Here is a 21,784-nt window from a genome sequence, read left to right on the forward strand (position 1 = left end):
CAACACCCCGGACATCCTGCACGCCTACCTCCAGCACGGCGGCCGCCCCGCCTTCGAGGTCCGCGCCGTCCTCGCCGCCACCCTCTCCCCCGCCTGGGGCGTCTACAGCGGCTACGAACTGTGCGAGAACACCCCGCTCAAGGACGGCAGCGAGGAGTACCTCGACTCCGAGAAGTACCAACTCCGCCCCCGCGACTGGGAATCCGCCGAACGGCAGGGCCGCAGCATCGCCCCCCTCATCACCCGGCTCAACACCGTCCGGCGCCGGCACCCCGCGCTGCAGCGCCTGCGGAATCTGCGTTTCCACCCGACCGACAACGACGCCGTGCTCGCCTACAGCAAGAGCACGGGGACGGACACGGTCATCGTGGTCGTCAACCTCGACCCGCATCACACCCAGGAGGCCACGGTCTCGTTGGACATGCCGCAACTCGGCCTGGACTGGGACGCCGCCCTGTCCGTACACGACGAACTGACGGGCGAGACGTTCCACTGGGGCAGGACCAACTACGTGCGTCTCACGCCCGGCGGCGCGCCGGCGCACGTGCTCCACGTCGGGCGATCGACGCCCCAGATCGGAGGGCCCGCAGCGTCATGACCGTCAACGAACCCGTACCCGACACGTTCGAGGACACGCCCGCCAAGGACCGTGACCCGGACTGGTTCAAACGCGCCGTCTTCTACGAGGTCCTGGTCCGCTCCTTCCAGGACAGCAACGGCGACGGCATCGGCGACCTGAAGGGCCTGACGGCCAAGCTGGACTATCTGCAGTGGCTCGGCGTGGACTGCCTGTGGCTGCCACCGTTCTTCAAGTCCCCGCTGCGGGACGGCGGTTACGACGTCTCCGACTATACGGCCGTCCTGCCCGAGTTCGGCGACCTCGCCGACTTCGTGGAGTTCGTGGACGCCGCCCACCAGCGCGGCATGCGCGTCATCATCGACTTCGTCATGAACCACACCAGCGACCAGCACCCGTGGTTCCAGGAGTCCCGCAAGAATCCCGACGGCCCCTACGGCGACTACTACATGTGGGCCGACGACGACAAACAGTACGAGGACGCCCGGATCATCTTCGTCGACACCGAGGCCTCCAACTGGACGTACGACCCCGTACGCGGCCAGTACTACTTCCACCGCTTCTTCTCGCACCAGCCGGACCTCAACTACGAGAACCCCGCGGTGCAGGAGGAGGTCCTGGCGGCCCTGAAGTTCTGGCTCGACCTCGGCATCGACGGGTTCCGGCTCGACGCGGTCCCCTATCTCTACGCCGAGGAGGGCACCAACTGCGAGAACCTGCCCGCCACGCACACCTTCCTCAAGCGCGTCCGCCGGGAGATCGACGCGATGTACCCGGACACCGTGCTGCTGGCGGAGGCCAACCAGTGGCCCGAGGACGTGGTCGACTACTTCGGCGACTACGGCACCGGCGGCGACGAGTGCCACATGGCCTTCCACTTCCCCGTCATGCCGCGCATCTTCATGGCCGTACGCCGCGAATCGCGCTACCCGGTCTCGGAGATCCTCGCCAAGACCCCCGCCATCCCCTCGAAATGCCAGTGGGGCATCTTCCTGCGCAACCACGACGAGCTCACCCTCGAAATGGTCACCGACGAGGAACGCGACTACATGTGGGCCGAATACGCCAAGGACCCACGGATGCGCGCCAACATCGGCATCCGCCGCCGCCTCGCCCCCCTCCTCGACAACGACCGCAACCAGATCGAACTGTTCACCGCGCTCCTGCTCTCCCTGCCCGGCTCGCCGATCCTCTACTACGGCGACGAGATCGGCATGGGCGACAACATCTGGCTCGGCGACCGCGACGCCGTCCGCACCCCCATGCAGTGGACCCCCGACCGCAACGCCGGCTTCTCCAGGTCCGATCCGGGGCGCCTGTACCTGCCGACGATCATGGACCCGGTCTACGGCTACCAGGTCACCAACGTGGAAGCCGCGATGTCCTCGCCGTCGTCGCTGCTGCACTGGACCCGGCGCATGATCGAGATCCGCAAGCAGAACCCCGCCTTCGGACTCGGCTCGTTCACCGAGCTGCCGTCCTCCAACCCGGCGGTGCTCGCCTTCCTGCGCGAGTACGGCGACGACCTCGTGCTGTGCGTCCACAACTTCTCGCGCTTCGCCCAGCCGACCGAACTCGACCTGCGCGCCTACGACGGCCGGCATCCGGTCGAGCTGATCGGCGGGGTGCGGTTTCCCGCCATCGGTGAACTGCCGTACCTGCTCACGCTGCAGGGCCACGGCTTCTACTGGTTCCGGCTCACCCGGGTCGCATCCCGCATCGGCAGCCGCTGAACGCCCGACGCCGAGGAAAGGACGCGCGTCATGCCGAAGACCATCACTGTCGGACCGGGAACCGCGGCCGGTCGGGGCGGGCCGCCGGCCTCACTGGGCGGGCTGTTGCGCGAGTGGCTGCCGAGGCAGCGCTGGTTCGCGGGCAAGGACCGGCCCGTCACGGATCTGTCGGTGCTGCACGGGGCGGAGCTGTTCCCGGGGTGTCTGCATCTGCTGGTGCGCGCCTCGCACGCGCCGGTGCCCACGCCCGGCGGCACTCCCCCGCCCGGCGACTGCTACCAGCTGCTGCTGGCCTTGCGCGAGCAGCTCGCCCCGCGGCTGGAACAGGCGTTCCTCGGCCGCGCCGAGCAGGGACCTTTCGCCGGGCTCGCGGTGTACGACGCGCTGCACGACCCTCGCTCGGCACATCTGCTGCTGGAGCGGCTGCGGCACCCGGGCGCGGCGGGCCCGCTGCGGTTCGAGGCGGACCCGGCCGTCCAGGTGCCCGGCGGGCTGCCGCCGCGGCTGCTGGACGCCGAGCAGTCCAACACCTCGCTCGTGTACGGCGACGCGTACATCCTGAAGGTCTTCCGGCGCATCCAGCCGGGCGTCAATCCGGATCTGGAGGTGTCGGCCGCGCTGGCCGCGCAGGGGTGCACCCGGGTGCCGGCGCCGGTGGCCTGGTTCGGCACGAGCGCGCCGCAGCCGGCGACGCTCGGGGTGCTCCAGCCGTTCCTGCCGGACGCGACCGACGGCTGGACGCTGGCGCTGCGGGCGCTCGCCGCGGGCGAGGACTTCACGGCCGAGGCCTGGGAGCTGGGCCGGGCGATGGCCGAGGTGCATCTGGCGCTGGCCGAGGCGTTCGGTCCGGCCGGGCCGGGTGAGAACGACCGTACGGCGCAGGCGATGTCCGCGCGGCTGGACGCGGCCGCACACGCCGTACCGGGGCTGCGGCCGTTCGTGCCGGGGCTCCGGGCCGCGTTCGGGGCGCTCGCCACCTGTGACGCCGGGCCGCCCGCGCAGCGGGTGCACGGCGATCTGCATCTCGGGCAGGTGCTGCGGGCCGGCCGTGACTGGTTCGTCATCGACTTCGAGGGCGAGCCGTCCCGGCCGCTCGCCGAACGCAGGGCCCCGCAGTCCCCGGTGCGGGACGTGGCGGGGATGCTGCGCTCCTTCGACTACGCGGCCCGGCAGCGCCGCCCCTGGCGACCCGAATGGGCGCGCCGCTGCCGGGAGGCGTTCTGCGCGGGCTACGCGGCCCGCGCGGGCTGGGATCCACGCAAGAAGCACGCGCTGCTGCGCGCGCACGAGACGGACAGGGCGGTCTACGAGGTGCTGTACGAGGCGAGACACCGGCCGGACTGGCTGCCGGTACCGATGGCGGCGATCAAGCGGCTCGCCGTGTGGGGAGGCTGACGGCATGGCTCTGCGCGACACCTCGCTCCCCGAGGCCGCCGGTCCGACGCCGGTCACGGCCGTCCCCCTGGATCCGGCCGAGCGCGGCCGGCTGCTGGGCGGTGCCCATCACGATCCGCACGCCCTCCTGGGCGCCCATCCGGTGCCGGGCGGCACCCTGTTCCGGACGCTGCGCCCGAACGCCCGCGCGGTGAGCGTCGTCCTGGCCGACGGCACGCACCATCCGCTGGTGTCGGAGGGCGGCGGCCTGTTCGCGGCCGTGCTGCCGCTGCCGGAGATCCCGAAGGCGTACACGCTGCGGGTGGCGTACGACGACACCGAGCAGGAGGTGCACGATCCGTACCGCTTCCTGCCCGCGCTCGGCGAGTTGGACCTCCATCTGATCCGGGAGGGCCGGCACGAGCAGTTGTGGCAGGCGCTCGGCGCCGAGCCGATGACGCACCAGGGGGTGACCGGCACCCGCTTCACGGTGTGGGCGCCGAACGCCCAGGGGGTGCGGGTGGCCGGGGACTTCACGTACTGGGACGGCACCCAGTACCCGATGCGCTCGCTCGGCGCGTCCGGGGTGTGGGAGCTGTTCCTGCCCGGGATCGGCGAGGGCGCCCGGTACAAGTTCGAGATCACCTCCCGGCACGGCGACCGGTTCCTCAAGGCCGACCCGATGGCCCGGTGCACGGAAGTGCCGCCGGACACGGCGTCGGTCGTCACGGTGTCGCGCCACGAGTGGGGCGACGCGGAGTGGATGGCCCACCGGGGTGACACGCCCGTGCACCGGGCGCCGTTCTCGGTGTACGAGGTGCATCTCCCGTCCTGGCGGCCCGGTTTGACGTATCGCCAGTTGGCTGACGAACTTCCCGCATATGTCATGGAGTTGGGCTTCACGCACGTGGAGCTGATGCCGGTCGCCGGGCATCCCTTCAGCGGGTCCTGGGGGTACCAGGTCACCTCCTACTACGCGCCGACGCCCCGGCTCGGCTCGGCGGACGACTTCAAGTTCCTGGTGGACGCGCTGCACCGGGCCGGGATCGGCGTGATCATGGACTGGGTGCCGGCGCACTTCCCGAAGGACGACTGGGCGCTGGCCCGGTTCGACGGGGAGCCGCTGTACGAACCCGGGGACTGGCGGCGGGCGGAGCATCCGGACTGGGGTACCTACGAGTTCGACTTCGGCCGCACCGAGGTGCGCAACTTCCTCGTGGCCAACGCCGTGTACTGGTGCCAGGAGTTCCATATCGACGGGCTGCGCGTGGACGCCGTCGCGTCGATGCTGTACCTCGACTACTCACGGGACTCCGGCCAGTGGCAGCCGAACGTCTTCGGCGGGCGGGAGGACCTGGACGCGGTCGCCTTCCTGCAGGAGATGAACGCCACGGTCTACCGGCGGTGTCCGGGCGTGGTGACGATCGCGGAGGAGTCCACGGCCTGGGACGGGGTGACCCGGCCGACGGACGGCGGCGGGCTCGGCTTCGGGCTGAAGTGGAACATGGGCTGGATGCACGACTCGCTCCAGTACGTCCAGAAGGAGCCCGTGCACCGCAAGTACCACCACCACGAGATGACCTTCTCGATGGTGTACGCCTACAGCGAGAACTACGTCCTGCCGATCTCCCACGACGAGGTCGTGCACGGCAAGCAGGCACTGGTGTCGAAGATGCCCGGCGACTGGTGGCAGCGCCGCGCCAACCACCGGGCCTACCTGGGCTTCATGTGGGCCCACCCCGGCAAGCAACTCCTCTTCATGGGCCAGGAGTTCGCGCAGGGCGCCGAGTGGTCCGAGGCACACGGCCCGGAGTGGTGGCTGCTCGACGACGACTACCACTCGGCCGGCGACCACCGGGGCGTGCGGGACCTCGTACGCGACCTGAACAGCGGGTACCGGGCGACACCGGCCCTGTGGCAGCGGGACACCGATCCGGGCGGTTTCCGGTGGGTGCTGTGTGACGCTGCGGACGACAACGTATTCGCGTTCCTTCGCTTCGACGCCGAGGGCTCGGCGCTGCTGGCGGTCTCCAACTTCTCGCCGGCCGTCCGCGCCGACTACCGTCTGTGGGTTCCGGATTCCCTCCCGGCCTGGCAGGAGGCCCTGAACACGGACGACGCACGCTACGGCGGCAGCGGCGTCGGTGCCGGACAGCCCGGCGCGGTCCTCCGGCCGGAGGACGGATTCCTCCGGGTCACGCTGCCGCCGCTCGCCACTGTCTGGTTGACGCCTGTGCGCTGAACCCGCAGGAGTCGGCCGGACGCCCGAGGGGCAGTCAGGGTCGTACAGACTTTCGTCTGCCCCTCACGGTCTGAGCAGAAGGGCGGCCCCACGTGCGCACTGTCGGTGTGGAGGAGGAACTCCTTCTGGTCGATCCGGACAGCGGCGAGCCGAAGGCGCTGTCGACCGCCGTGCTGACCCGGGCGGTCCAGGACGATCCCGGACAGGACCTGTTCCAGCTGGAGCTGTTCGGGCAGATGCTGGAGCTCGCCACGCATCCGCACACGGACATGGCCGAGCTCGGCGCCGAGATCGTGCGCTCCCGCAAGGAGGCGGCGCGGGTCGCGGGCGAGGTGGGCTGCGCGGTCGCCGCGCTGGCCACGTGCCCGATACCGGTCACGGGCGCGCTCACCGCGGACGACCGCTACCGGTGGATGGCCAGGCGGTACGGGATCGCCACCCAGGACTGGCTCGTCTGCGGCTGCCACGCGCATGTGGCGGTGGACTCCGACGAGGAGGGGGTCGCGGTCCTCGACCGGCTGCGGCCCTGGCTGCCGGTCGTGCGCGCGCTCAGCGCCAACTCGCCGTACTGGCAGGGCCGGGACACCGGGTACGCCAGCTTCCGCAGCCGGCTGTGGAGCCGTGGTCCGTCGGCGGGGCCGACCGAGCTGTTCGGCTCGCCCGCGGGCTACCACCGGCAGGTGGCGGACATGCTGGCGAGCGGGGTGATCCTGGACCACGGGATGGTGTACTTCGACGCGCGGCTGTCCGTGAAGTACCCGACGGTGGAGATCCGGGTGGCGGACGTGTGCCTGCGCGCGGAGACCACGGTGCTGGTCGCCGCGCTGGTCCGCGCCCTGGTGGAGACGGCCGCGCGGGACTGGCGGGCGGGCCGGCCGCCGGCCGGCCACAGCGTGAGCCTGCTGCGGCTGGCCGCCTGGCACGCCGCCCGCTCCGGTCTGGAAGGGGAACTGCTCGACCCCGCGACGATGCTGCCCCGGCCCGCACCCGAGGTGGTGCGCGCGCTGCTGGAGCACACCGGGGAAGCACTCTCCGACAGCGGGGACACGGCCCTGGCCGAGGAGGCCGTCGGCGAACTGCTGGACCGCGGGACGGGCGCGCGCGAGCAGCGCGGGGTGCTGGAGCGGGTCGGCAGTCTGCGGGAGGTCGTCACCGAGTGCGTACGCCACACCCAGGGCTGAACGCCCGGGCCGAGCCGGACCTACGATGTGCCGTGTCCATGCCGTGGAGGTCGTGCGGCACCCGCAGTGACACGGCCAGATCATCAACCGATCACGACTTCTCCGTTCCCCGCACCGGACGCGCTCGTCTCGGCTACATTCGAGCACCGCCGACCACAGAGCCGATCGGTGGTGTGACCCTCCGTACATCCAGGAGCAGCGCATGCGCGACGTCGCCCTCGCTCCCGCCGTGGCCCCGCCGCTCGTCGGGGGCCTCGCCGACAGCGTCTTCGAGACCGCGGAGCACAGCCCTGCCCTGCCGCTCCTCGCGTACCGCGCGGACACCGCCGCCGGCGGCTGGCGGGAGATGACCGCGGTCGAACTGCGCGACGAGGTCGTCGACGTGGCCAAGGGGCTGATCGCCGCCGGGATCTCGCCCGGCCACCGGGTGGCCGTGATGGCCCGCACCCGCCACGAGTGGACGGTCTTCGCCCACGCGCTGTGGACCGTGGGCGCGGAGGTGGTGCCGGTCCATCCGTCCTCCTCGCGCGACCAGGTCGAGTGGATACTGCGGGACGCGGGCTGTGTCGCCGTGCTGCTGGAGGACGAGCAGGGTGTCATGACCGTCGGCACGGTGTGCACCCGGCTGCCGCGGCTGCGCCACGTGTGGCAGCTGGACGCGGGCGCGCTGCCCGAACTCGTCGAGCGGGGCGCGGCCGTGCCGTACACCACCGTGGAGTCGCTGCGCCGGATCGTGCTGCCGGACGCCACGGCGGCCGTCGTCTACACCTCCGGCACCACCGGCCACCCCCAGGGCTGCGCGCTCAGCCACCGCTCCCTCGCCTACCCCTGCGACACGATACTGGCCGGCTGGGCGCACGCCGCGGCGCCGCCGGGTGAGCAGCCGACCGTGCTGGCGTTTCTGCCGTTCTCGCATGTGTACGGCATCATGATCATGCTCATCTGCGTCCGCGGCGGGGTCCTGATGGCGCACGAGCCGGAGCTGTCCGAGGCGGCGCTCGCCTCCGCGCTCGGCACGTTCCGGCCGACGTATCTGTACGGTGTGCCGTCGGTGTTCGAGAAGCTCTACAAGATTTTCCTGCGCACGGCCGAACAGACGGGCCGGGGTGCCCTGTTCGAGCGGGCCGCGCAGACCGCGCGGGACTTCGCCGCGGCCGAGGAGCGCCGGCGGCTGGGCACGGGGCCGGGGCCCGGGCTCGAACTGCGCCTCCAGCACGCCGTGTTCGAGCGGACGGTGTACCGAAGGCTGCGCGCGGCGCTCGGCGGCCGGGTGGTGCGCGGCACCTCCGGCGGTTCCTCGCTCAGCCGCGAACTGACCCTGTTCTACGAGGGGATGGGCGTCGTCGTCAACGACGGCTACGGCCTCACCGAGTCCTCCGGCGGGATCACCATGCAGCCGCTCGGCCGGGAGAAGTCCGGGACCGTGGGCCGGCCGCTGCCCGGCACCGACGTCCACGTGGCCGACGACGGGGAGATCCTGGTGCACGGTCCGTCGGTGTTCCAGGGCTACATCGGTGACGAGGCGGCGAGCCGGGCGACGCTGCGCGGCGGCTGGCTGGCCACCGGGGACATCGGGCGGCTGGACTCCGAGGGCTATCTGACGATCACCGGGCGCAAGAAGGACATCATCGTCACGAGCGGCGGCAAGAGCGTCGCCCCGGCCCCGCTGGAGCAACGGCTGCGCATGCACCCGCTGATCCACCAGGCGGTCGTGCTCGGCGACGACCGGCCGTGCGTGGGCGCGCTGATCACGCTGGACCCGGAGTTCCTCGCACACTGGCGGGCCGCCCTCGCGCTGCCGGGCGGCAGCCCCGGCCGGGAGGGCCGGGAGGAGAACGCGCTGCGGGAGGAGATCGCACGGGCCGTGGCCTCCGCCAACAGCGCCGTGTCCCGGGCGGAGTCCATCCGCGTCCACCGCGTCCTGCCCGAGCCGTTCGCCGTGGCGGACGGGCTGCTCACCCCGTCGTTGAAGCTGCGCCGGGACGTGATCGTGCGGCACTACGCCGCCGAGGTCGAGGCGATGTACCAGGCGCGCTCGCGGGCCGGGTCGGGGGTGCGGGAGCCCGCGGACTGGGACGAGCCGGACGACGTCTTCCGCTGAGCGGACCCGCTTGATCCGCTCAGCGGACACGCCCTGACCGGCGCCGACAGTTGTCCGACGGTTTTCCGTGCGACAACCGCTCACCCGGCCCTGATCGGGTGCATGCTGGTGGCCACGCGTTCGTCTGCCTGCCGCACCCGGCTGGCGGAACGGCTCGGTGCGCGGTGGGATCGGACATGGTGCGAGGCGGTCCAGGGCATGCGAACGGCGTCGAGTCGGACCGCCTGGAGCCGCAGAAAGGGATGAACACCGTGACACGACCCAGGATCCTGGTGATCGGCGCCGGCTTCGCCGGAGTCGAGTGCGTCCGCCGCCTGGAGCGGAAACTCGCCCCCGACGAGGCCGACGTCACTTTGGTGACGCCGTTCTCGTACCAGCTCTATCTGCCGCTGCTGCCCCAGGTCGCCTCGGGCGTGCTCACGCCCCAGTCGATCGCGATCAGCCTGCGCCGCAGCAGGAAGTACCGCACCCGGATCCTGCCCGGCGGCGCGATCGGCGTGGACCTGAAGGCCAGGGTGTGCGTCGTCCGCACCATCAACGACAAGCTCGTGAACGAGCCGTACGACTACCTGGTGCTGGCCCCGGGCAGCGTGACCCGGACCTTCGACATCCCGGGGCTGACCGATCACGCCTTCGGGATGAAGACGCTCGCCGAGGCCGCCTATGTGCGCGACCACGTCATCACCCAGCTCGACCTCGCCGACGCCAGCGACGACCCGGCCGAGCGGGCCGCGCGGCTCCAGTTCGTGGTGGTCGGCGGCGGATACGCGGGCACCGAGACCGCCGCCTGTCTGCAACGGCTCACCCACGCCGCCGTGCAGCGCTATCCGCGCATCGACCCCGGCCTGATCCGCTGGCACCTGATCGACATCGCGCCCCGGCTCATGCCGGAGCTGGGCGAGAAGCTCGGCCGCAGCGCGCAGGAGATCCTGCGCCGGCGCGGTGTCGACGTCTCGCTGGGGGTGTCGATCGAGAAGGCGGGCGCGGAGGAGGTCACCTTCACCGACGGCCGGGTGGTGCCGACGCACACGCTGATCTGGACCGCCGGGGTGGTCGCGAGCCCGCTGATCGGCACGCTCGGCGCGGAGACGGTGCGCGGACGGCTCGCGGTCACCGCCGAGATGACCCTGCCCGGGCACGACGGGGTGTTCGCGCTCGGGGATGCGGCGGCGGTGCCCGACCTGGCCAAGGACGAGACGGGCGCGGTCTGCCCGCCCACCGCGCAGCACGCCATGCGCCAGGGCAAGAAGGTCGCCGACAACGTCATCGCGACGCTGCGGGGCGAGCCGCTCGTGCCGTACGTGCACAGGGACCTGGGCCTCGTCGTCGACCTCGGCGGCAAGGACGCCGTGTCCAAGCCGCTCGGCGTCGAACTGCGCGGGGTGGCCGCCCAGGCCGTGGCCCGTGGCTACCACTGGTCGGCGCTGCGCACCAACGTGGCCAAGACCCGGGTCGCGACCAACTGGCTGCTGAACGCGGTCGCGGGCGACGATTTCGTCCGCACCGGATTCCAGGCCCACCGGCCCGCCCGGCTGAAGGACTTCGAGTACACCAACTCGTACCTGACACCGGAACAGGTGCGGGCGCGGGTGGAGGGCGGGGCCGAGCCGGAGAGCTGACGTGACCCGGGTCACCGGCCGGTCGCCGAGTGGCAGGAGCTGATCCGCTCCTCGCCGCTGACGAAGCACACGGAGCTGGTGGGCTGGCTCAAGTCCGAGCACGGGCTCGGCCACGGGCACGCCAATGCCCTGGTCGCCGCGACCCTGGCCGAGAGGAGATAGTTCGGGCACTCGTGCGATGCTGGAACGTAGATCGATTTCTGGCACGGGAGAGAGCGCGGCGGCGTGAGGGCAGCGGGACGGTCGGGACGGGTACGGATGCGGGACCGGCTCGCGGCGTCCGATCCCGGGCTGCTGCGGCTCACCGCGGGGCTGCGCACGGTCACCGCGATCGCGCTCACCCTGGCCGTCCTGGCCGCCCTGCGGGTGCCGGTGCCGCAGCTGGTCGCCGGCGCCATAGCGGCGATGGTGGCGACCTTCGCCATCCGGGAGACGTCGCGCGCCCAGCAGGCGATCACGCTCGCGCTCGGCCTGCCGGTGGCCCTGGCCTCGGTGTCGCTGGGCGCGCTGCTGAACCAACGGGTCGTCGTCGGCGACCTGTTCTTCGTCGCCCTCATCTTCAGCGCGGTCTACGGCCGCCGCTTCGGTGACCGCGGCACGGCGCTGGGCCTGATCGGCTTCCAGGTCTACTTCCTCTCCCTGTTCGTCCACGCGACCACCGCCCTGCTGCCCGCGCTGTGCGGGGTCATCTGCGTCGCGTTCGCCTCCAGCGCCCTCGCGCGGTTCGTGCTGCTGCCGCAGACCCCGGCGGGCACCCTGGACCGGCTGCGGCGGGCGTTCCGCGCCCGGCTCGCCCAGTTGATCGCCGTACAGACCGAGTTGCTGGACGCGGGTCCGGACGGCGTGGACACCGTTCTGGAGGATCTGCGCACCGCGACCGCCCGGCTGCACGAGACGGCGCTGATGATCCAGGGGCGGCTGGAGGACGGCACCTCCGAACCGGCGGTGGCCCGGCTGCTCCAGCGGCGGATCGCCGACGCCGAGATCGCCTCCGAGCGGCTCGGTCTGCTGCTGCTCACCGCGCGCAGCGCCGAGCGGACCGACACCCTGACCCTGCACCTGCCGGGCGCCCATCTGCCGTCGGGCGGTGCCCTGCCCGTGCGGGACGAGGCGACGCAGACGCTGCGCCGGGATCTGGAGGCGCTGCGGCTGCTGATGCTGCGGCCGGTGGGCGAGGCCCGCGGCACCGCACTCGCCCATCTGCGCAACCGGCTGCTCGGCTACCGCGACGAGGAGAACCTGCCGCAGGCCTCCCCCGCCGTGCAGGACGTCTTCCGTGGTCTCGGCGAGGCCGCCCGGGCCGCGCTCGGCCTGCGGGTGGCCCTGGACGGGGCGCTGGACGAGTCCGACGACAGCCCGGCGACCGTCCGCTCGCGGGCGGAGCTGGACGCGGAGGACGCCGCGATCGAGGCAGTCGAAGTGGGCGCGGAGAGCGGGGGCGAGGAGCCGGAGCCGGGCGGTCTGCGCCGGCCCACGACGCGGGCCGCGGTCCAGGTGGCCGTCGGCTCCTCGCTGGCCATCGCGGGCGGCGAGCTGCTGTCCAGTCAGCGCTGGTACTGGGCGGTGCTGACCTGCTGGATCGTGTTCCTCAACACCGCCTCCACGGGCGAGATCCTGGTCAAGGGCTACCGCCGGCTGCTGGGCACGGTGCTCGGCGTGGTGGCCGGCATCGGGCTCGCCGGGCTGGTCGGGCACCACACCTGGACGGCGTTCGCGCTGGTGCTGCTGTTCATCTTCGCGATGTTCTACACGGCGCCCCTGTCGTACACGCTGATGTCGTTCTTCGTGACGGCGATGCTCGGGCTGCTGTACACGCTGCTGAACACCTACAGCCTGTCGGTGCTGGTGCTGCGGATCGAGGAGACGGCGCTCGGTGCGGCCTGCGGGGTGATCGCGGCGGCGGTGGTGCTGCCGATCCACACCGACCGCCGGACCAACGAGCTGCTCGTCGAGGTGCTGGAGCGGCTGGGGGTCGTCACCCGGGCCGCCGTGGAGCAGCTGAGCGGCGGGGCGGGTGCCGATCTGGTGGAGCAGGCACGCGAGCTGGACCAGGCGCTGGCCGACCTGCGCGCCGCCACCGACCCGCTCACGCATCCGATCACCCCGATGCGCTCCCGACGGGACACCGCCCGGTACGTGGTGGCGCTGCTGGAGACGTGTGCCTATCACGCGCGTTCCCTCGCGGCCACGGCCGAGCTGCTGCCCACGCACCCGTCGATAGCGGCGGACCCCCGGCTGAGCGGCGCGTGTGCGCGGATCCTGCACAACATCGGGGCGATCGCCGAGCATGTCGCCGATCCGCGCTCCCCGGCCACGACCGAGACCGGCCCGAGCATCGCCTCGATGCTGGAGCCGGGCACCCTGCGCACCCCGCGCTACGGCCGGGTGACCGACCGGGTGCTGCGCCACCTCCAGCGTCTGGACGAGGCGGTTTCGGGTCTGGCCCGGCCGCTGGGCGTCCCCCGGCCGGCTGCCGGTACAGGCGGGAAGGTGAAACCGGTCACGTGACCCGTTCGGGATGACGCACCGGCGCCCCAGATGGTTTATCGTTCATACATACGTGATGCCGGAGCGGAGCGGAACCGTCCTTCCCTCCGTCTGTGCGTCACCTCAAGCGGCCCTGGCCGGCCTCCCCCGTCCGGCCAGGGCTTTCTCATGCCCGCACGCGCCACCGGACAGGTGATCCGGCACCCGGCTCCGTGTCCTTCGAGGTGCCCCGGTCGGCGGCAGCGGCTGAAATGGGCTTACGCACATCACCCGGAACCGCCGCCGGCGAGGAGCCCCGCGCCATGACCAAAGCGATCAAACTGCTCACCGCGCTGCCCCAGGCACAGCGCGAGCGCCTGATGGAGCTGGCCGAGGAGGTCTCCTTCCCGGAGGACACCCGCATCTTCGAGGCGGGCGGCACCGCCGACCGGTTCTGGGTGATCCGGTCGGGCGCGGTCCACCTGGACACTGACGTCACCGCGCGGCAGCGGGTCACGGTGGCCACGCTCGGCGCGGGCGACCTGCTCGGCTGGTCCTGGCTGTTCCCGCCGTACGCGTGGGACTTCGGCGCGGTCGCGTTCAGCAACGTACGGGCCTACCAGTTCGACGGGCCCGCGGTGCTCGCGCTGTGTGTGGAGGATCCGCTGCTCGGGCTGTCGCTGGTGCGGACGGTGGCCGAGATCCTCGCGGGCCGCCTGGAGACGACCCGCGGCAAGCTGATGGACCAGTACGCCATCCGCCGGCGCAGCGGCCTGATCTGACACCGGGTGTGACGCGGACGGGCCGGGCCTGTCATCGAACTGCCTCCCGCTGCCTCCGGCCGGGAGGCGCCCACGGTCGCCGGGGGGACGGCGGGAGTCCGACGACAGGACCTGGCGGTCCGCCGCGGGTCAGATCCGGTAGCGCCGCAGTGCCGGGACCGCGGCCGCCAGGATCAGCATCACCACGACGACCAGGGCGCCGCCGCCCGCCACGGCCGCCCGGGGGCCGAAGACGGAGCCGGCGGTGCCGTGGAACACGTCGGCCAGGCGGGGCCCGCCCGCGACGACGACCGTGAACACGCCCTGCATCCGGCCGCGCATCTCGTCGGTCGCGGCGGACAGCAGGATCGCGCCGCGGAACACCATCGAGACCATGTCGGCGACCCCGGCCAGGGCGAGGAAGGCCATGGCGGCCCAGAGGTTGCCGCTCAGCCCCGACGCAGCGACCGCCGCGCCCCAGCCGACGACCGCCCCGATCACCATCCAGCCGTGCCGCCGGGCCCGCGAGAACACCCCGGAGAACAGGCCGCCGAGCACCGCGCCGACCGGGATGCCGGCGAACAGCACACCGAGGGCGAGCCCCTCGCCGTACGACTGGTAGGTCTGCGCGGCCAGTTGCGGGAACAGGGCGCGGGGCATGCCGAACACCATCGCGACGATGTCGGCGAGGAAGGACAGCAGCAGCACCTTGTGCCGGGAGATGTAGGCGAAGCCCTCGGCTATCTGCCGTATCCCGGCCCGGCGGGCGGGTGCGTCGCCGAGCGGCGGCAGCGCGGGGAGCCGGAAGACGGCCCAGACGGTGACGCACAGCGCGAGGGCGTCGACGAGGTACAGCTCGGGCAGCCCGATGACCGGGATGAGCACACCGGCGAGCAGCGGACCGGCCACCAGGCCGGTCTGCATCACCGTGGAGCTCAGGGCGTTGGCCGCGGGCAGCTCCTCGGCGGGCACGAGCCGGGCGACGGAGGCGTTGCGGGCCGGGGAGTTGAGACCGAAGAAGGCCTGCTGGAGGGCGAGCAGCAGCATGAGGACGACGACCGAGTCCAGGCCGGCGATCGCCTGCGCCCAGAACAGCAGCGAGGTCACCGCGATGCCGCTGTTGGTGACCAGCAGCAGTCTGCGCCGGTCCACGGTGTCGGCGACGGCCCCGCCCCACAGCGCGAACACCACCATGGGCACGAGCCCGGCGAGGCTCGCGTAGCCGACCCAGGCCGAGGAGTGGGTGATGTCGTAGATCTGCTTCGGTACGGCGACGGCGGTGAGCTGGCTGCCGACGGCGGTGACGACGGTCGACGCCCACAGGCGCCGGTAGGCGGGGATCCGCAGGGGGCGGGTGTCCATCGCCCAGCGCCGCCAGCCGCGCCGGGGCGGCGCCTTCGCCTCCTCCCGTATCGGTCCCGGTTCGGTCGTACTGCTCTCGCTCGTGTCCACAGGTGTCCTGATTGCTCGCTGCATCTTTTCCGTTCCAGAGCCTGACTATCTCAGCAACACCCGTGTACCCCGAACCGGTTGTCTCAGGATTCGAGCCGCACCGGGAGGACGAGGGCCACACGGTCCGCCCGCTCGGCCGGTTGCGCTGTCTGCCGGTCGCCGCGCCGGAGTTCACCGACCGTCATCCGACCGGGGTGCTGCCCGAGCCGCTGCCCGCGGCCCCCGCCGTGGTCTTCGGGCGCGAGGACGACTTCCAGGACGGCTTCGTCCGCCGGCTGGGCCGCGCGCCGCGAGCCCGCTGTGCCACTACGTGCCCATCTCCGAGGGGCTCGCCGACGCGGTGACGGCGACGGCGGCCGAGACGCTGCGCGGCTGACCCCGGCTTACCCCGGCGCCCGGTCCGTCACGGGACGGTGCCGGGCGGCGGACGGCGGAGTACGGTGGTGGACGGTCGCGCGGCGGACGCCGGTTCGTCCGGTCGTCGTCCCCAACTCCGCGCTCCCTGCTGCCCGGTCGGACACGGCTGCCCTCGGCCCTCGCGGCCCTCCGCCCCGTTTCCCGGCCCGCCCGGCGCGAGCGGCTCGCCCTCTGCCCGGTTTCCCGCCGCGCCCACCGGTCACTCGCATCCCGAGAACGGTTCCGATCCAGTCCAGTCCAGCAGACGCATCCAGGAGACCCCGATGGACAACTGGCGCGACCACGCCGCCTGCCGTCATGTGGACCCCGACCTGTTCTTCCCCGTCGGCACCACCGGACCCGCGCTGGTGCAGACGGAGCGGGCCAAGGAGGTGTGCGGGCTCTGCCCGGCCCGCGAACCGTGCCTGGACTGGGCGTTGGCCACGGGCCAGAGCACCGGCGTGTGGGGCGGGACGAGCGAGACGGACCGCCGGTCGCTGCGCCGACAGGCCCGCTCCCGGCCGCGCTCGCGCTGATCCGGAGCCGCTGCCTCGCCGTTCGCCGTCCGTGCCGTCAGGATCCGTCGGCCGGGGCCTCGATGCCGGGCAGCCGCAGGGTGAGGACGGCGCCCTGGCCGGGAGCGCTCGCGGCCTCGGCGGTGCCGCCGTGCGCGGCGACCAGATGGCGCACGATGGGCAGGCCCAGGCCGCTGCCGCCGGTGCGCCGGCTGCGGGACTTCTCCGCGCGCCAGAACCGCTCGAAGACGTGCGGCAGATCCTCGGCCGCGATGCCCGTCCCGGTGTCGCCGACGCGCAGCACGACGTCGGTGCCCTCGCGGCGGGCGGTCAGGGTGACCGTGCCGTCGGCGGGGGTGTGCCGCAGCGCGTTGGAGACCAGGTTGCCGAGGGCCTGCCGCATCCGCACCGGGTCGGCGTCCAGCCGGGCGGCGGGGTCGGCGGCGGGGTGCAGGGCGACCCCGGCGGCGACGCGGTGCGCGGCGGCCACCTGGTCCAACAGGTCGGCGGCGCGCTGCGGTTCACGGTGCAGCCGCAGCGTGCCGGCGTCGGCGGCGGCGAGGTCCTCGAGGTCGTCGATGATCCGCTGGAGGACGAGCGCCTCCTCGTGCAGCGAGTCCAGGAGGGCCGGTTCGGCCTCGACGACGCCGTCCCGGACGACCTCCGGCCAGCCGCGGATGTTGGTCAGCGGGCTGCGCAGCTCGTGCGCGATGTCGCTGACCAACGCCTTGCGCTGGGCCTCCAGGCGTTCGCGCCGCTCGGCCAGGTCGTTGAAGGCCTCGGCGAGGATACCCGTCTCGTCCCGTGTGGTCACCGGGACCCGTACGTGCAGCTCGGGCGGCGCCCCCGCGGCCTCGGTCAGCGCGCGCAGGGGCCGTACCAGCCGGACCGCGACGACGGCGGTGACGGCGACGGTGACGGCGAGGACCAGTCCGGCCGCGCCGATCACCTTGGCCTTGTTGGCCGTCGACATGTCGACGCGGCTCGGGCTCTGGGCGCCGATGCCGAGGAACAGCTCGGCCACCGGGGCGACGTACGGCTCCAGTTGGGTGCGCCGGGCGGTCAGGAGGCATGTCCGGGCCGCGCGTTCCGTGGCCGCCGGGCTCGCCCTGGTGGTCCTGCTGACGTACTTGGCGATGAGGTGGTCACCGGAGAAGGGGTCCTTGGCGGCGGGGCCGTAGAGGGGGAACAGCGGGCCGACGATGTCGAGTCCGGCCTTCTTCAGGCAGGGGCGGGCCAGGTCCGTGAGCGCGTCCTGGGCCCTGCTCTCGGTCGGCGTGGGCGCGCCCAGCCTGCCGTCCTCACAGTCGGCGGCGCCGTAGCCGGCGGGGTCGGCGCCGTCCGCGGTGGTGACGACGGGCCGCCCGCTCGCCGTCCGGACGATGCCGGACTGCAGGCCGTGGCGTGCGGAGCACCGCTTGCGGGTGGCGGCCAGCGCGTCCGGCTTCGCCCGCTCCGCCGCCGGGAGCCTGTAGGGGCCGACCGCCCGCGGGTCGATGCCGCTGAGCTGGGCGCCGGTCTCGCTGTATGTGTCGGTGCGCAGCGGGTCGACGGTGGCGGCGGGCCGGGGTGGCAGCGGGGTGCCGCGGGGCGCGGAGTCGGCGAGCACGGTGCGGTCGGCCGTGGTGAGCGCGATCCGGCGTCCGGTCCTGGCCGCCAGGTCCTGGCCGGTGCGCCGGGCACCGGACCAGCCGGCGTGGGTCGCGGCGTACCCGCTGAGTTCGGCCAGGATGCTGTTGTCGGCCGCGAGGTCCTGCCCCTGCTCCTCCTGGAGGGCGCTGGTCGTCGTCGTGACCGCGAGCCAGGCGGTGGCGGCCACCGAACAGACCGCGATCAGGGCGGAGACGAAGAGCAGCCGGACGAGCAGCCGTTTGCGCACCGGGATCCGCCGCCGCACGCGCGTCTCCCGCCCCGTTCGCGACCGCCCGCGCGTCACGGCCGGATGCCGGTCAGCTTGTAGCCGACGCCGAAGACGGTCAGCAGGCGGACCGGGCGGCGGGGGTCGGGTTCGATCTTGCGGCGGAGGTTCATGATGTGCACGTCCACGGCGCGCTCGGTGGAGGCCCGGTCGAAGCCGCGGGTGCAGTGCAGCAGTTGGCGCCGGGTGAAGACACGGTCCGGCTCGCCCGCCATGGCCAGCAGGATCTGGAACTCGGCGGGCGTGCACTCCACCGGTGCGCCGTCGCAGCGCACCTCGTGCCGTTCGGGGTCGATGGTGAGCCCGGCGGCCCGGACGACGAGGTCGCCGTCGCGGGCGCCGGCGCCGCGCCCGCTGCGCCGGAGCACCGTACGGATGCGGGCCATCGGCTCGCGCGGGCTGTAGGGCTTGGTCAGGTAGTCGTCGGCGCCCAGTTCGAGGCCGAGCAGCACGTCGTCCTCGGCGGCGCGGGCGGTGAGCATGACCACCGGGATCTCCGGGTCCGCGCCGCCGCGCAGCACCCGGCACACGCCGAAGCCGTCGACGACGGGGAGCATCAGGTCGAGGACGACGAGGTCGGGCCGCAGCCGCCGGGCGGCGTCCAGCGCGGCGCCGCCGTCGTGCACCACCGTGGCGGTGTGTCCCTCGGCCAGCAGCGAGCGGCGGATCAGCTCGGCCTGTTTCTCGTCGTCCTCGGCGACCAGCACATATGCGCACACGAGTTCGGATCCTGAGCGGCGCGGGCGGCTCAGCCGGCCGGCCAGTCGGCGTATCCCATGACGACGACCGGATGCCGGGCCGGGTCGAGGGTGCGCAGCAGGTCCCTCATATGGGCCTTGGAGACGCTGACGCAGCCGTGGGTGGGAACGCCGTGGTCGACGTGGAGCCACACTCCCCCGCCGCGTTCCGCTCCGAGCGGCCGGGTCCGGTCCAGGGGCGAGGTGCCCGGCTTGCGGTTGTGGTCGATGGCGACGACGTGGTCGAAGCAGCCGTCGAGCGGTTCGCCCTCGAAGCCGCTGCCGGGCGAGTGGAAGCCGGCGGACCGGTGGCAGGGCAGTCTGGTGCCGGGGTCCGGGAGCAGGCCGCCGGCGTCGGAGAGGGTGTGGACACCGAGCGGGGAGCACAGGTCGCCGAGCATGTGATGGGCGCTCCAGCCGTGTAGGGCGTTGTGGGCGGGCCAGGTGGCGCCCGCCTGCCACCCGGTGTCGGTGTCGGCGCGTTCGTGCAGGACGACGGTGGACAGCGGGGAGTCCTCGCCGCGCCCGGAGACGACGACGGCCTGCGAGCAGCGCGCGGGTATCGCGGCCTGCCGGGTGGGGCCGAGGCCGGGTATGCCCTGCGGTGCCTGGGCGGCCCGGACGTGGGGGGTGGGGGTGCCGGTGGGCGCCGGACGGTCGGCCCGCGCCCGGCGCTCGGTCGCCTCGGCTCCGCCGCCGCAGCCGGTGAGCAGCAGCGGGGAGGCGAGGAGCGCGACGGCGGTTCTGCGATGGATCATGGTGCCGACCTTGGCCGACACTTGTTTGAAAAGAGTGAGGATTCAGGCGCGGTTCGGCTTTCCCCTGGTGAACAGCCAGGTGTGGAACAGCCCGTCGAGCCGCTTCCCGGACGCCCGCTCGGCGAGCTGCGTGAACTGTGCGGTCGTTCCGTGGCCGTCGCGGTGCTGTGCCGCCCAGTCGCGCAGGATGCGGAAGAAGTCCCGGTCGCCGACCGCCTTGCGCAGCTCGTGCAGGGCCATGGCGCCGCGGGCGTAGACGGGCTTGCCGAAGATGTTCTTGCCGCTGCCCGGGTCGCCGGGCGGGTACGCCCACAGCGCGTCGCCGGGCGGGGTGGCGTAGAGGGCGTCGAAGGTCTTCTGGGCGCTGTCGCCGCCGTGCTGCTCGGTGTAGAGCCACTCGGCGTAGGTCGCGAAGCCCTCGTTGAGCCAGATGTCCTTCCAGGTGGTCAGCGACACGGAGTCGCCGAACCACTGGTGGGCGCTCTCGTGGACCAGGGTGGTCAGGTCCGGCGCGGAGTCGTACAGCGGCCGGGTCTGCGTCTCCAGCGCGTAGCCGATGCCCGGGGCGTGGTCGACGATGGCCCCGGCGGTCCGGTAGGGATACGGCCCGAACAGCCTGCTCTCCCAGGCGAGGACGGACGGCAGCTGCGCGAGCACCGGTGCGGCGGCGCTCGCCTCCCGCGGGTCCACGGCGTTGTAGACCTCGATGCCGTCGCGGGTGGTGAAGCGCTGGACCTGGAAGGTGCCGATGGTCGCGGTGGCCAGGTACGCCGCCATCGGGCGGTCCTCGCGCCAGTGGAACGTCGTCCGCCCCTGTGCGGTGTGCTGCGCGGCCAGTGAGCCGTTGGCGACCGCGGTGCGGCCCTGCGGGACCGTGATCGTGATGTCGTACGACGCCTTGTCCTTCGGGTGCGCGTCGGCAGGGAACCAGGTCATCGCGCCCTGCGGTTCGCCCGCCACGAACGCTCCGTCGTCGGTGGGGATCCAGCCGTCCTGGGAGCCGTCCGGGTCGGTGACCGGCTTCGGGGTGCCCTGGTAGGTGACGGCGATCCGGAACGCGCGGCCGGCGGGCAGGGAGCGGCGCGGGGTGACGACGAGTTCCTGGCCGGCGCGCCGGAAGGCCGCCGGGGTGCGGTCGACGGTGACGCCGGTGACGGTCAGGCCCGTCAGGTCGAGGTCGAAGCGGTTCAGCCGCTGAGTGGTGCGGGCGGTGAGGACGGCCGTGCCGTCGAGGTGCCGGCGCGTGATGTCGTAACGCAGCGTCAGGTCGTAGTGCTGTACGTGGTAGCCGCCGTTGCCGCTGAGCGGGAAGTAGGGGTCGCCCGCGCCGGGCGCGCCGGCCGTGCCCGGTGCCGAGGGTGCGGCCGCGCCGACGAGGGCCGCGAGGGCGACGGGGACGGTGGCGAGGACCGCCCGCCGGCGCGGGACGGTGGTGGCGCGCCGGGCGGACGGTCTGGGGGATGGCGTCACATGGTCTCCTCGGGGAGCGGCCGGTGATCGTCTGGCCGACAGAGTAGGCGCCGTCCGGTCCGCGTGATGCGCTCCTTCACGTCACGTTACGCCGCGTCGCACCGGGTGGCCGCAGTCCGCGGCGGTGAGGCTCGCGACACCGTCCGCGCCCCGGGAGGGGCCCGATGTGAGCGTGCGTACGCGCCGGATCTACGACGGGCCCGACCCCGACGACGGCGTGCGGGTGCTGGTGGACCGGCTGTGGCCGCGCGGCGTCTGCAAGGAGGAGGCGCACGTCGACGAGTGGCCGAAGGGGCTCACGCCCTCGACCGCGCCGCGCACGCAGGAGCTGAAGACTCCTGAGGCCGCCGAACTGCTCGACGGTCTCAGGAAGGCGGTCCGCAAGGGCCCGGTGACGCTGCTGACGGCGTCGAAGGAGCCCGCGCACAGCCAGGCCCGGGTGCTGCTGGACCTGCTGAAGCACTGACTCCTCCGGACCCCCTTC

General features: G+C 72.8%; 17 protein-coding genes and 1 pseudogene. 13 read left to right on the forward strand and 5 right to left on the reverse strand.

The genetic code is table 11. The features are described from left to right. From BIV23_RS36170 to BIV23_RS36210, 10 genes and pseudogenes are all read left to right on the forward strand, one after another. Positions 1–598: alpha-glucosidase C-terminal domain-containing protein (locus BIV23_RS36170; RefSeq protein WP_143079185.1), on the forward strand; the 598-nt coding region annotated here is incomplete at its 5' end. Beyond that, a complete protein-coding gene (gene treS / locus BIV23_RS36175; protein ID WP_071385205.1) occupies positions 595–2,310 on the forward strand; it encodes a maltose alpha-D-glucosyltransferase in 1,716 nt (571 codons plus the stop codon). The genes BIV23_RS36170 and treS, both read left to right, overlap by 4 nt. 30 nt (positions 2,311–2,340) lie before the next feature. Further along, positions 2,341–3,705, forward strand: a complete 1,365-nt coding sequence (locus BIV23_RS36180) for a maltokinase N-terminal cap-like domain-containing protein (protein WP_071385206.1) — start codon at positions 2,341–2,343, stop codon at positions 3,703–3,705. A 4-nt stretch (positions 3,706–3,709) separates the two neighbouring features. After that, the gene (glgB, locus tag BIV23_RS36185; RefSeq protein WP_071385207.1) at positions 3,710–5,926 is read left to right on the forward strand and encodes a 1,4-alpha-glucan branching enzyme; all 2,217 of its coding nucleotides are present in this window, start codon (positions 3,710–3,712) and stop codon (positions 5,924–5,926) included. 92 nt (positions 5,927–6,018) lie between these two features. Then, on the forward strand, positions 6,019–7,107 hold the full coding sequence (locus tag BIV23_RS36190) for a glutamate--cysteine ligase 2 (RefSeq protein WP_071385208.1): 1,089 nt from the start codon (positions 6,019–6,021) through the stop codon (positions 7,105–7,107). A 202-nt stretch (positions 7,108–7,309) separates the two neighbouring features. After that, on the forward strand, positions 7,310–9,208 hold the full coding sequence (locus BIV23_RS36195) for an AMP-dependent synthetase/ligase (RefSeq protein WP_071385209.1): 1,899 nt from the start codon (positions 7,310–7,312) through the stop codon (positions 9,206–9,208). Between the two features lie 242 nt (positions 9,209–9,450). Next, complete coding sequence (locus tag BIV23_RS36200) at positions 9,451–10,827, forward strand: NAD(P)/FAD-dependent oxidoreductase (protein WP_071385210.1); 1,377 nt, start codon at positions 9,451–9,453, stop codon at positions 10,825–10,827. Between the two features lie 15 nt (positions 10,828–10,842). Beyond that, a pseudogene (locus BIV23_RS47465) lies at positions 10,843–10,989 on the forward strand (DUF4287 domain-containing protein); the annotation flags it as partial. A 96-nt stretch (positions 10,990–11,085) separates the two neighbouring features. Further along, a complete protein-coding gene (locus tag BIV23_RS36205) occupies positions 11,086–13,335 on the forward strand; it encodes an FUSC family protein (protein WP_071385211.1) in 2,250 nt (749 codons plus the stop codon). A gap of 281 nt (positions 13,336–13,616) precedes the next feature. Further along, on the forward strand, positions 13,617–14,075 hold the full coding sequence (locus tag BIV23_RS36210; protein WP_071385212.1) for a cyclic nucleotide-binding domain-containing protein: 459 nt from the start codon (positions 13,617–13,619) through the stop codon (positions 14,073–14,075). Positions 14,076–14,204: 129 nt separating this feature from the next. Here BIV23_RS36210 and BIV23_RS36215 read toward each other — a convergent pair whose 3' ends face one another. Further along, the gene (locus BIV23_RS36215; protein WP_071385213.1) at positions 14,205–15,506 is read right to left on the reverse strand and encodes an MFS transporter; all 1,302 of its coding nucleotides are present in this window, start codon (positions 15,504–15,506) and stop codon (positions 14,205–14,207) included. Between the two features lie 62 nt (positions 15,507–15,568). Here BIV23_RS36215 and BIV23_RS36220 point away from each other — a divergent pair, with 62 nt between their 5' ends. Continuing rightward, positions 15,569–15,850 (forward strand): ArgP/LysG family DNA-binding transcriptional regulator, encoded by a 282-nt coding sequence (locus BIV23_RS36220; protein WP_071385214.1) that lies wholly within the window; start codon positions 15,569–15,571, stop codon positions 15,848–15,850. Between the two features lie 336 nt (positions 15,851–16,186). Beyond that, entirely contained in the window at positions 16,187–16,438 is a 252-nt protein-coding gene (locus BIV23_RS36225) for a WhiB family transcriptional regulator (protein ID WP_071385215.1), read from the forward strand. Positions 16,439–16,475: 37 nt separating this feature from the next. Here BIV23_RS36225 and BIV23_RS36230 read toward each other — a convergent pair whose 3' ends face one another. Genes BIV23_RS36230 through BIV23_RS36245 form a run of 4 tightly spaced genes read right to left on the reverse strand, consistent with a single transcriptional unit; the run spans position 16,476 to position 21,300 of the window. Further along, on the reverse strand, positions 16,476–18,314 hold the full coding sequence (locus BIV23_RS36230; protein WP_071385216.1) for an ATP-binding protein: 1,839 nt from the start codon (positions 18,312–18,314) through the stop codon (positions 16,476–16,478). A gap of 35 nt (positions 18,315–18,349) precedes the next feature. Further along, positions 18,350–19,054 (reverse strand): response regulator transcription factor, encoded by a 705-nt coding sequence (locus BIV23_RS36235; protein ID WP_071385217.1) that lies wholly within the window; start codon positions 19,052–19,054, stop codon positions 18,350–18,352. Positions 19,055–19,083: 29 nt separating this feature from the next. Beyond that, positions 19,084–19,830 (reverse strand): L,D-transpeptidase family protein, encoded by a 747-nt coding sequence (locus tag BIV23_RS36240; protein ID WP_071385375.1) that lies wholly within the window; start codon positions 19,828–19,830, stop codon positions 19,084–19,086. 42 nt (positions 19,831–19,872) lie between these two features. Then, positions 19,873–21,300: a M1 family metallopeptidase gene (locus BIV23_RS36245; RefSeq protein ID WP_071385218.1), complete on the reverse strand. Its 1,428-nt coding sequence runs from the start codon at positions 21,298–21,300 to the stop codon at positions 19,873–19,875. Between the two features lie 166 nt (positions 21,301–21,466). Between BIV23_RS36245 and BIV23_RS36250 the strand changes: the two genes are divergently transcribed. Then, entirely contained in the window at positions 21,467–21,766 is a 300-nt protein-coding gene (locus tag BIV23_RS36250) for a DUF488 domain-containing protein (RefSeq protein WP_071385219.1), read from the forward strand. Positions 21,767–21,784 lie beyond the last annotated feature (18 nt).

The organism is Streptomyces monashensis, assembly GCF_001866665.1.
GTDB lineage: Bacteria > Actinomycetota > Actinomycetes > Streptomycetales > Streptomycetaceae > Streptomyces > Streptomyces monashensis.

Coding starts and splice junctions, on each gene's coding strand:
- treS (WP_071385205.1), top strand. CDS start 595: ATGACCGTCAACGAACCCGTACCCGACACGTTCGAGGACACGCCCGCC.
- BIV23_RS36180 (WP_071385206.1), top strand. CDS start 2,341: ATGCCGAAGACCATCACTGTCGGACCGGGAACCGCGGCCGGTCGGGGC.
- glgB (WP_071385207.1), top strand. CDS start 3,710: ATGGCTCTGCGCGACACCTCGCTCCCCGAGGCCGCCGGTCCGACGCCG.
- BIV23_RS36195 (WP_071385209.1), top strand. CDS start 7,310: ATGCGCGACGTCGCCCTCGCTCCCGCCGTGGCCCCGCCGCTCGTCGGG.
- BIV23_RS36200 (WP_071385210.1), top strand. CDS start 9,451: ATGAACACCGTGACACGACCCAGGATCCTGGTGATCGGCGCCGGCTTC.
- BIV23_RS36205 (WP_071385211.1), top strand. CDS start 11,086: ATGCGGGACCGGCTCGCGGCGTCCGATCCCGGGCTGCTGCGGCTCACC.
- BIV23_RS36210 (WP_071385212.1), top strand. CDS start 13,617: ATGACCAAAGCGATCAAACTGCTCACCGCGCTGCCCCAGGCACAGCGC.
- BIV23_RS36225 (WP_071385215.1), top strand. CDS start 16,187: ATGGACAACTGGCGCGACCACGCCGCCTGCCGTCATGTGGACCCCGAC.
- BIV23_RS36240 (WP_071385375.1), bottom strand. CDS start 19,830: ATGATCCATCGCAGAACCGCCGTCGCGCTCCTCGCCTCCCCGCTGCTG.